Below are 11,106 nucleotides of genomic sequence, written 5' to 3'. Positions count from 1 at the left end.
TCGCAGCCTTCGGACGATCTTTTTACGATGACTGAATAATGCTCAACCGTTCGCCCACCACCATTTCGGTGATCCAGCCCACCAGGATCGAGGTGTATGCCTGTTGCGAAACAGGTTCGCTCAAGGCGTGATCGGCGCCGTCGATAATCCGGTGGGTCAGCGAGTGAGTCTGCTGACAGGCTGCGCGGTAACTCATGATGGTGGCGTGGGGCACATAGTCGTCGGTCTCGGACTCCACCAACAGCACATCCCCGGTAAATTGCGAACAGGCATGCAGTGCCCGATTGCTGTCGGCGCGCACTAACGTGCTGCGGTAATCACGTAAATCGAGCTTGTCCAGGTCACGTTTGGGCGTGTGCCATTGATCATCGCGATACAGCGCCGGCACCCGCAGCGCCAGCCAGCGCACCGGACGCAATGACGTCAGGATCGAGGCCAGGTAACCGCCATAACTGGTGCCGACCACGGCAATCGCCGATGTATCGAGCGCCGGGTGCGCGAGCAAGCGGTCATACGCCGCCAGCAGGTCGCGCAGGTTGTCTTCGCGCGTGACTCGATTCAGCGCAATTCCGACCCCGCCGGTATGTCCGCGCAAGTCGAACGTCAGGCACACGCAACCCAGGCCGGCGATACCTTTGGCCCGCTCCAAGTCCCGCTCCTGACTGCCGCCCCAACCGTGCACAAAGAGCACGCCGGGGACTTTCGATTTGGGACTGAGAAAGGTCCCAATCATCTGCTCATCGTCGATGTCGATTTGAATGGTTTCGCTTCTAGCCGTCATAGGATTTAACCGTTACGTACTTGAGAAGAAAGTCACTGCTTTGCGCCGGCCCGCGATACACCTCGATGGCGTCCGCCGGCAGCGGCTGGTCGAAGTAGGTCTCAACCGAAGACACGCGAATGGCGCGCATCCCGGGGTCGTTGACGAAGCTTTGCAAGGCGGCGACTTCGGCGCTGCTGGCACCGCCCATCCGCCAGGACTGCTCGAGCACACCGCTGCGCTGCTTGCCATTACTGTCGACACCTTGGGCGATGTCGTAGTTGCGCCGCGAGGCGTAGAAACCGGGATAAGCCTCATCCGCTGCACGGTCGAACACTTGCGCCTGGCGGATCGCCAGCCGCACATCGTCCGGTAATTCCAATTCGAGCAAATCATCGTAGTGACCCCGCACTACCAGCAGGTTGGACCCTCCATAAACCTGCTCGCCCTGACCGTCTTCGGTCAAGTATTGATCACCGCAATAACTCAACACCGTGTCGCCGAAAAAACTCTGACCGACGCTGTGGGTAATCACGTTGTCCAGGTCTTGTTCCAGCACCACACCTTCGGTGAACAGCGCTTTGGCATCGGGTCTGGCGAGGATGGCATCGAACTGGTCGAGGCTTTTGATCACTTCCTGACCGCGTCCGGCGCAGGCATGAATCGGCTTGATGCGGATCGGGCCGCTGTAGAGCAGATGCTCCGCCGCAGGACGCGCATCGGCCATGGAAAAAACACTGAGGCCGTCGAGCACCACGCTGCGCACCCGTTCGGAAAACAACGGTGACCAGCCTTCCGGTGCGTGAGCATTTTTGTTGTGCAACCCGTGACTGATGGCTTTGGTGCAGATGAAATCATGGTCGACGTAACCGCCCCACAAATCGTCCGGCCCGTTAACGCCTAATTGCCGAGCGGCAGCGACGCCAACAAGCGTCTGGGTCGGCAATAGATAGAGGTCTCGACCGTTGTGAAGTCTGGGGTCAAAACTGCCGCCATATTTAAGCCCCAGGATCTGCGCCAGCCAACGGGCCAGCGCACGATTGGTTTCCACTTCGTGCAACGGAGCCTCGAGGCGCACGGAGTGGGCGACCACCACTTTCTTGCGGCTTGCTGGGGTCATGCGTTCCCCTTCAATCTGCGCTTGATGAATGTAGTAGAAGGGGTGCAGAGATCAGGCCAAGGGACGCAAAAGACAAACGTTTTTCAAATCAGCCAGTTACGAAAAACATGATGGCTCCGTGCCTGTTTGATTCTGCACGACAAGGGTTTCAACTCCGGCATTTTGCACGACTGACGCTCAGCCCTGACTCGCTCCCACCCCAAACCGTGTCCGGTAATCACTCGGCGCCAGCCCAGTAATTTTCTTGAACGTCGCCCGAAAGGCACTCGGATCCTGATAACCCACCGTCCAGGCAATGTGATCGATGGTGCCATTGGTGAACTCGAGCATTTCCCGGGCTTTGCCGACCCGCAGGTGCTGGCAGTACTCGGTGGGTTTGAGTCCGGTTGCCGCACGAAATCGACGCAGAAATGTGCGCTCTTCCAGCCCTGCCCGCTCGGCCATCGTCGCCAGCGACACATCGGTCGCTCCGGTGCTTTGCAGCCAATGCTGGACCTTGAGAATCGAGGCATCGCCATGGCTGAGTATCGGTGAAAAGTTGCTGCCGCACTCACTCGCGCTGTCGCTGTGTTCCACCACCAGAAATCGCGCGGTACTGGTGGCGATGCTCGGCCCCAGCAGACGGTTGACCAGGCGCAAGCCCAGTTCGGACCAGGCCATCAACCCGGCGGTGGTGATCAGGTCGCCGTCGTCAACGATGGGGGTGTCGGCCTTGAGCTTGATCGCTGGGTAACGTTCGGCGAAGTTTTTGGCCGAGGTCCAGTGGGTGGTGGCGCTGCGACCGTCGAGCAGGCCGCTCTCGGCCAACAGAATCGACCCCACACAAACCCCGCCGAGTGTCGCGCCATTGGCATGTTGCTGGCGCAGCCAGCGAATCAGCCCCTGCGGTGCCTGGCCTTGGGAAAAACCGCCAATCGACGGCGGGATCAACACCGCCACCAACGCACCGTCCGGAGCGGGATGGCTGTCGTAGACCCGCTCGGGCGCCTGATCGCCCTCAACCTGCCAATGGCTGACCCGCAGCAACGGCAACTGCGCCGCCTGATGCTCGGCGGCAATCCGGTTCGCTACCCCGAACAAGTCCGTCAACCCATGTACCGCCGCCATCTGCGCGCCGGGATAGATCAGCACGCCCAACTCGGCGATTGGTCTTTCTGCGTCCATTGTCAGTTTTCCCCCTTCTATTGTCGGTGCCGCCAATCCTCGGACGGCCTGCGAGACCCAATACTTCATTCCACACTAACAAGCACTTCGAGGAAACAGTCATGGCCAAGCAAGCACTCATCGTAGTCGATATCCAAAACGACTACTTCCCCCAAGGCAAGTGGCCGCTGGTCGGCGCCGACGCTGCCGCGGACAACGCCGTTCGTCTGCTCAAAGCCTTCCGTGATGCGGGTGATTCGGTGGTGCACATCCGCCACGAGTTCGCCTCCGACGCGGCACCGTTCTTCACTCCGGGCTCCGAAGGCGCGAAGCTGCACCCCAAAGTCCTCAACCGCGCCGACGAGCCGGTCGTGCTCAAGCACTTCGTCAACTCGTTCCGCGAAACCGATCTGAAATCGATCCTCGACGAGCAAGAAATCAAGGAACTGGTGGTCGTCGGCAGCATGAGCCACATGTGCATCGATGGCATCACCCGCGCCGCCGCGGACTTTGGCTACAGCGTCACCGTGATTCACGACGCCTGTGCCTCCCGTGACCTGGAGTTCAACGGCGTCACCGTTCCGGCAGCCCATGTGCACGCCGCGTTCATGTCGGCTCTGGGCTTCGCCTATGCAAGCGTAGTGTCCACTGACGAGTTCCTGGCGGCGCATCACTGATCAACGCTTCTGCGTCAGGTGCTGCAATCCGACGTTCCCAAAACAAAGAAGGCCAGTCGCGTGCGCACGTGACTGGCCTTTTTTCTGAGACTTACGGCCGAAAAGCCGGATAATGGCGGCCAAATCGTCTAGCCGTTATTCTGGTAATCCCCCATGGAAATCAAGGTCAACTTTCTCGACAACCTTCGACTTGAAGCCAAGTTCGACGACTTCACGGTGGTGGCCGATCAACCTATCCGCTACAAGGGCGATGGCTCGGCACCGGGTCCGTTCGACTACTTCCTGGCTTCGTCGGCGTTGTGTGCGGCTTATTTCGTGAAGCTGTACTGCGACACTCGCAGTATTCCCACCGAAAACATCCGCCTGTCGCAGAACAACATTGTTGATCCGGAAAACCGCTACAACCAGATTTTCAAGATCCAGGTCGAGTTGCCGGCGGATATTTCCGACAAGGACCGCCAAGGCATCCTGCGTTCCATCGACCGGTGTACCGTGAAAAAAGTGGTCCAGGCCGGGCCTGAGTTTGTGATCGAAGAGGTGGAAAACCTCGACGCCGATGCCCAAGCGTTACTGATGCCTGCGTCTACCTCAGAGGCGAGCACGTATATTGCGGGCAAGGATCTGCCGCTGGAGCAGACCATCGCCAATATGTCGGCCATTCTGGCGGACCTGGGCATGAAGATTGAAATCGCCTCGTGGCGCAATATCGTGCCCAACGTGTGGTCGCTGCATATCCGCGACGCGCATTCGCCGATGTGTTTTACCAACGGCAAGGGGGCTACCAAGGAAGGCGCGCTGGCGTCGGCGTTGGGCGAGTTTATCGAGCGGCTCAACTGCAACTTCTTCTACAACGACCAGTTCTGGGGCGAAGAGATCGCCAACGCGCCGTTTGTGCATTACCCGGACGAACGCTGGTTCAAGCCTGGCCGTAAAGATGAACTGCCGGCCGAAATCCTCGACGCGTACTGCCTGAAGGTTTACAACCGCGACGGCGAGTTGCGTGGTTCCCACCTGATCGACACCAACTCGGGCAATGAAGAGCGCGGCATCTGCTCGCTGCCATACGTGCGCCAGTCGGACGGCGAAGTGGTGTATTTCCCGTCCAACCTGATTGAAAACCTGTTCCTGAGCAACGGCATGAGTGCCGGCAACACGCTGGCCGAAGCCCAGGTGCAATGCCTGTCGGAGATCTTCGAGCGTGCGGTAAAACGCGAAATCATCGAAGGTGAATTTGCACTGCCGGATGTGCCCGCCGATGTGCTGGCGAAGTATCCCGGGATACTGGCCGGTATTCAGGCGCTGGAAGAGCAAGGGTTCCCCGTATTGGTGAAGGATGCATCCCTGGGCGGTGAATTCCCGGTGATGTGCGTCACGTTGATGAACCCGCGTACCGGCGGTGTGTTCGCCTCGTTCGGCGCACACCCAAGCCTGGAAGTGGCGCTGGAGCGCAGCCTGACCGAACTGCTCCAGGGCCGCAGCTTCGAAGGCCTCAACGACCTGCCCCAGCCGACGTTTGAAGGCCATGCGGTGACCGAGCCGAATAACTTCGTCGAGCACTTCATCGATTCCAGCGGCGTGGTGTCGTGGCGCTTCTTCAGCTCCAAGTCCGATTACGAATTCGTGGAGTGGGACTTCTCCGGCCAGGGTGAAAACTCGAATGCCGAAGAAGCCGCGACCTTGTTCGGCATTCTCGAAGGCATGGGCAAGGAAGTGTACATGGCGGTCTACGAGCATATCGGCGCGACGGCATGCCGCATCCTGGTGCCGGACTATTCGGAAATCTATCCCGTGGACGACCTGATCTGGGATAACACCAACAAAGCGCTTTTCTTCCGCGCCGATATCCTGAACCTGCATCGCCTGGACGACAACGAACTGCAAGCGCTGGTTGAGCGCCTGGTGGAAAGTGAGCTGGACGACTACACCGACATCACCAGCCTGATCGGCATCGAATTTGACGACAATACGGCGTGGGGTCAGCTGACGATCCTGGAGTTGAAGCTGCTGATTTATCTCTCCTTGCAGCAATTTGAAGAGGCGAAAGAGGCAGTGGAGATGTTCCTGCAGTACAACGACAACACGGTTGAGCGCGGCTTGTTCTACCAAGCCGTCAACGCGGTGCTGGAGATGAAGCTGGACGAAGACCTGGAACTGGAAGACTACGAGACCAATTTCCGCCGGATGTTTGGCAACGAGCGAATGGATGCAGTGATCGGCTCGGTCGATGGCAGCGTCCGCTTCCATGGTTTGACGCCGACCAGCATCAAACTGGAAGGACTCGATAGACACCTGCGCCTGATCGACAGCTACAAAAAACTGCACATGGCGCGGGCCAACGTGACGACGTTATCCAGTTAATAGCGCCAACAAAAAAAGCGAAGCCAGATGGCTTCGCTTTTTTTTGTCACTGACTGGACCGCTGCTTTTAGAACGGAATATCGTCGTCAAAGCTGTCGAAATCCGGAGCTGGCTGAGGCGCGGCCTGCTGCTGTGGAGCCGGACGCGACTGTTGCGGTGCCGACGACTGCTGCGGACGCGGAGCCTGCTGGCGTGGAGCCGGGGCGGACTGCTGGTAGTTATTGCCCCCGCCTTGTTGGTCGCCCTGCTGTGGACGGCCGCCCAGCAACTGCATGGTGCCTTGCATGTCGACTACGATTTCAGTGGTGTAACGCTTGATACCGTCTTTTTCCCACTCGCGGGTCTGCAGCTTGCCTTCGATGTAGACCTGCGAACCTTTACGCAGGTACTCGCCGGCGATCTCTGCAACTTTGCCGAACATCGACACACGGTGCCATTCGGTCTTCTCGACTTTCTGACCGGTTTGCTTGTCGGTCCACTGTTCGCTGGTCGCCAGACTCAGGTTGGTCACGGCGTTACCGTTAGGCAAGTAGCGAACTTCGGGATCCTGGCCGCAAGTGCCGACCAATATGACTTTGTTAACCCCACGGGCCATAACGTTCTCCTAGGCTACGCACGCTGCCCCGGCCGGGTTGTTCACCAGGCGTTCAAGGGTGGTGCGATCCAATAGTTCTGTGTCCAATTTGATGTAAATCGCCGCTTCATCTTCGACGATCACTGCATCTGTTACCCCTACGACGGCCTTCAGGCGCTCGACCAGACCCGCTTCGCGGATCGCCTCGGGCGACAACGGCAAGCGCAGGCTCGTCACGTAGGGAGGTTCGCGCATGGTAACAGCAAAGGCCAGCCAGAGGGCAGCCAGACCGGCGCATCCAAGGAACACAACCGACAGACCGCCATGCTGGAACAACCATCCGCCGAGGATGCCGCCCAGTGCCGAACCGAGGAACTGACTGGTGGAATAAACCCCCATCGCCGTGCCCTTGCCGCCTGCCGGTGAAACCTTGCTGATCAGCGATGGTAGAGAAGCCTCGAGCAAGTTGAACGCGGTAAAGAACACCACCGTCCCGATCACCAGAGCCCGCAGGCTATCGCCGAACTGCCAGAAGAATAGCTCAGTGAGCATCAGCGTCGCGACGGCGCCGAGTAAAACTCGTTTCATTTTGCGTTTCTTCTCGCCGTAGATAATGAACGGGATCATGGCGAAGAAGGAAATCAGCAGCGCGGTCAGGTATACCCACCAATGCTGCTCTTTGGGCAGCCCGGCTTTTTCGACCAGCGCCAAAGGCAACGCAACGAAGCTCGACATCAACATCGCGTGCAACACAAAAATGCCCAGGTCCAGGCGGAGCAGGTCTGGATGCTTGAGCGTCGGTATCAGCGCCTGACGCGCAACACCGGACTCGCGGTGCTGCAACGGCCCGGTCGAGCGCGGCACCATGAACATCACGATCACGATGCCGAACAGCGCCATGCCGCCCGTGGCGAGGAACAACCCGGACAGGCCAAAGGCACGGGTCAGCAACGGTCCTACAACCATCGCGACAGCAAACGACAGACCGATCGTCATGCCGATCATGGCCATGGCTTTGGTCCGATGCTGTTCACGGGTCAAGTCTGACAGCAACGCCATCACCGCCGCAGAAATCGCCCCGGCGCCTTGCAGGACTCGTCCGGCGATCACACCCCAGATCGAATCGGCATTGGCCGCCAGCACGCTACCGAGCGCGAAGACGATCAGCCCCAGGTAAATCACCGGACGACGGCCGATGCGGTCGGAAATGAAGCCGAAAGGAATCTGGAAGATCGCCTGGGTCAGGCCGTAAGCGCCAATCGCCAGACCGATGAGGGCCGGAGTCGCTCCTGCCAGATCCATCCCATAGGTCGCCAGTACCGGCAACACCATGAACATGCCAAGCATACGGAAGGCGAACACCAGGGCCAGACCGCTTGCTGCGCGGGTCTCACTGCCACTCATGCGTTCGCTGTGGGGATCGTGCATGGAAAAACCTCATGTGAACCGGCGGCGATTCTACCAGTCCCATCGATTGACGGGGTATATCGCGACGCTTTGACGCGCTCAGCTGACAGACTCTTCATGTAAGGCTGTAACCCGCTCATTTGATAGTGTGCATCCATCCAGTATTTGGCCGTATACTCCTACGTTTTCGACGCCCGCCGAGCGAGGCCACTTTGGACAAGATCCTGATTCGTGGGGCCCGAACCCACAACCTGAAGAACATCGACCTGACCCTGCCACGGGACAAACTGATCGTCATCACCGGCCTGTCCGGCTCCGGCAAATCGTCCCTGGCCTTCGACACGCTGTATGCCGAAGGCCAGCGTCGCTACGTCGAATCGCTGTCGGCCTACGCGCGGCAATTTTTGTCGATGATGGAAAAGCCTGACGTCGACACCATTGAAGGTTTGTCGCCAGCCATTTCCATCGAGCAGAAATCGACCTCGCACAACCCGCGTTCGACGGTCGGCACCATCACCGAAATCTACGATTACCTGCGCCTGCTTTACGCTCGCGTGGGTATTCCGCGTTGCCCGGATCATGACATTCCGCTGGAAGCGCAGACCGTCAGCCAAATGGTCGACCTGGTCCTCGCCCAACCGGAGGGCAGCAAACTGATGCTGCTGGCCCCGGTGATCCGCGAGCGTAAAGGCGAACACCTTTCGGTCTTCGAAGAACTGCGCGCCCAGGGTTTTGTGCGAGCCAGGGTCAACGGCAGGCTCTGTGAGCTGGACGAATTACCGAAGCTGGATAAGCAGAAGAAGCACTCGATCGATGTGGTGGTCGACCGCTTCAAGGTGCGCGCCGACCTGCAACAACGTCTGGCCGAGTCGTTCGAGACCGCGCTGAAGCTGGCAGACGGCATCGCTCTGGTCGCGCCGATGGACGACGAGCCCGGCGAAGAGATCATCTTCTCCGCACGCTTCGCCTGCCCGATTTGCGGTCATGCCATCAGCGAGCTGGAACCCAAGCTGTTCTCCTTCAACAACCCGGCTGGCGCTTGCCCGACTTGCGATGGTCTGGGGGTGAAGCAGTTCTTCGACATCAAGCGATTGGTCAATGGTGAACTGACGCTGGCCGAGGGCGCGATTCGTGGCTGGGACCGGCGCAACGTCTATTACTTCCAGATGCTCGGGTCGTTGGCTTCGCACTACAAGTTCAGCCTGGAAGTGCCGTTCAACGAACTATCGGCCGATCAGCAGAAGTTCATCCTGCACGGCAGCGGTTCGCAGAACGTCGACTTCAAATACCTGAACGACCGTGGCGACATCGTCAAACGTTCGCACCCGTTCGAAGGCATCGTGCCGAATCTGGACCGTCGCTACCGTGAAACCGAGTCCGCCTCGGTGCGTGAAGAGCTGGCCAAGTTCCTCAGCACCCAGCCTTGCCCGGATTGCCGTGGCACTCGCCTGCGTCGTGAGGCGCGGCATGTGTGGGTGGGCGAGAAGACGCTGCCGGCGGTGACCAATCTGCCGATTGGCGATGCCTGTGAATATTTTGGCGTGCTGAAACTCACCGGCCGTCGTGGTGAAATTGCCGACAAGATTCTCAAGGAAATTCGCGAGCGACTGCAGTTCCTGGTCAACGTTGGCCTGGACTATTTATCGCTGGATCGCAGTGCAGACACGTTGTCCGGTGGTGAAGCGCAACGTATCCGTCTGGCCAGCCAGATCGGCGCTGGCCTGGTTGGCGTTCTGTACATTCTCGACGAACCGTCAATTGGCCTGCACCAGCGAGACAATGATCGATTGCTCGGTACGCTTAAGCACCTTCGGGATATCGGCAACACGGTGATCGTGGTCGAGCACGACGAAGATGCGATTCGCCTGGCTGACTACGTGGTGGATATCGGGCCGGGCGCAGGTGTACACGGCGGACACATCGTCGCCGAAGGTACGCCCGCCGAAGTCATGGCTCATCCAGATTCGCTGACCGGCAAATACTTGTCGGGCCGGGTGAAAATTGCAGTCCCAGCCAAACGCACGCCGCGTAACAAGAAGTTGTCGCTGTCCCTCAAGGGTGCCCGTGGCAACAACTTGCGCGACGTCGATCTGGACATTCCGATCGGCCTGCTGACCTGCGTGACCGGTGTGTCCGGCTCAGGCAAGTCGACGTTGATCAACAACACCTTGTTCCCGCTTAGCGCTACAGCTTTGAACGGTGCGACAACGCTCGAAGCGGCCGCTCACGACAGCATCAAAGGTCTGGAGCATCTGGATAAGGTTGTCGACATCGACCAGAGCCCGATCGGTCGAACGCCACGCTCCAACCCGGCGACCTACACCGGATTGTTCACACCGATTCGCGAACTGTTCGCCGGTGTGCCGGAGTCCCGCTCCCGCGGTTATGGTCCTGGACGCTTCTCCTTCAACGTGAAGGGCGGACGTTGCGAAGCGTGTCAGGGCGATGGCCTGATCAAAGTGGAAATGCACTTTCTGCCGGACATTTATGTCCCGTGCGACGTCTGCAAGAGCAAGCGCTACAACCGCGAAACCCTGGAGATCAAGTACAAGGGCAAGAGCATCCACGAAACCCTCGAGATGACGATCGAGGAAGCGCGGGTGTTCTTCGACGCGGTGCCGGCCCTGGCGCGCAAGCTTCAAACGCTGATGGATGTAGGTCTGTCGTACATCAAGCTCGGGCAGTCAGCGACCACGCTGTCGGGGGGTGAAGCCCAGCGGGTGAAGCTGTCCCGTGAACTGTCCAAGCGCGATACCGGCAAGACGCTGTACATCCTCGACGAGCCAACGACTGGCCTGCACTTCGCGGACATTCAGCAACTGCTCGACGTTTTGCATCGATTGCGCGACCACGGCAACACTGTGGTGGTGATCGAACACAACCTCGACGTGATCAAAACAGCTGACTGGTTGGTGGACCTCGGGCCGGAAGGCGGTTCCAAGGGTGGACAGATCATTGCCGTCGGTACGCCGGAAGAAGTGTCGGAGATGAAGCAATCCCACACCGGCTTCTACCTCAAGCCACTGCTGGCTCGCGACAAGGCCTGAATCAGGCCCACGAAAAAGCC

The 11,106-nt window shown here is 59.1% G+C and carries 8 protein-coding genes; 3 read left to right on the top strand and 5 right to left on the bottom strand.

Annotated features, from left to right (window positions below; all coding sequences use genetic code 11):
* Positions 1–22: 22 nt before the first annotated feature.
* The 3 genes from MO767_RS08385 to MO767_RS08375 all read right to left on the bottom strand — a co-directional run bounded on the left by MO767_RS08385 (position 23) and on the right by MO767_RS08375 (position 3,044).
* Positions 23–781 (bottom strand): alpha/beta fold hydrolase, encoded by a 759-nt coding sequence (locus tag MO767_RS08385; RefSeq protein WP_282480114.1) that lies wholly within the window; start codon positions 779–781, stop codon positions 23–25.
* Positions 771–1,880 carry a DUF3182 family protein gene (locus tag MO767_RS08380; protein ID WP_282480113.1) on the bottom strand — a complete coding sequence of 370 codons (1,110 nt, stop codon included), beginning with the start codon at positions 1,878–1,880 and terminating at the stop codon, positions 771–773. The genes MO767_RS08385 and MO767_RS08380 overlap by 11 nt, the downstream gene beginning before the upstream one ends.
* A 177-nt stretch (positions 1,881–2,057) precedes the next feature.
* Complete coding sequence (locus tag MO767_RS08375; protein WP_282480112.1) at positions 2,058–3,044, bottom strand: GlxA family transcriptional regulator; 987 nt, start codon at positions 3,042–3,044, stop codon at positions 2,058–2,060.
* 101 nt (positions 3,045–3,145) lie between these two features.
* On the opposite strand from MO767_RS08375, the gene MO767_RS08370 reads away from it, so the two are divergent.
* A complete protein-coding gene (locus tag MO767_RS08370) occupies positions 3,146–3,700 on the top strand; it encodes a cysteine hydrolase family protein (RefSeq protein ID WP_282480111.1) in 555 nt (184 codons plus the stop codon).
* Positions 3,701–3,853: 153 nt separating this feature from the next.
* Complete coding sequence (locus tag MO767_RS08365) at positions 3,854–6,058, top strand: OsmC domain/YcaO domain-containing protein (RefSeq protein WP_282480110.1); 2,205 nt, start codon at positions 3,854–3,856, stop codon at positions 6,056–6,058.
* Between the two features lie 67 nt (positions 6,059–6,125).
* Here MO767_RS08365 and MO767_RS08360 read toward each other — a convergent pair whose 3' ends face one another.
* Together MO767_RS08360 and MO767_RS08355 are read right to left on the bottom strand one after the other, a co-directional pair.
* Positions 6,126–6,653, bottom strand: coding sequence for a single-stranded DNA-binding protein (locus MO767_RS08360; RefSeq protein WP_017341065.1), 528 nt, complete (start codon positions 6,651–6,653; stop codon positions 6,126–6,128).
* Positions 6,654–6,662: 9 nt separating this feature from the next.
* A complete protein-coding gene (locus tag MO767_RS08355) occupies positions 6,663–8,060 on the bottom strand; it encodes an MFS transporter (RefSeq protein WP_282480109.1) in 1,398 nt (465 codons plus the stop codon).
* A gap of 191 nt (positions 8,061–8,251) precedes the next feature.
* Here MO767_RS08355 and uvrA point away from each other — a divergent pair, with 191 nt between their 5' ends.
* Positions 8,252–11,086, top strand: a complete 2,835-nt coding sequence (gene uvrA / locus MO767_RS08350) for an excinuclease ABC subunit UvrA (RefSeq protein WP_282480108.1) — start codon at positions 8,252–8,254, stop codon at positions 11,084–11,086.
* Positions 11,087–11,106 lie beyond the last annotated feature (20 nt).

This window comes from Pseudomonas sp. UYIF39 (genome assembly GCF_029963765.1).
Taxonomy (GTDB): domain Bacteria; phylum Pseudomonadota; class Gammaproteobacteria; order Pseudomonadales; family Pseudomonadaceae; genus Aquipseudomonas.
The sequence above is the reverse complement of the archived record's forward strand: the minus strand, read 5'-3'. Positions and strand labels throughout refer to the sequence as shown.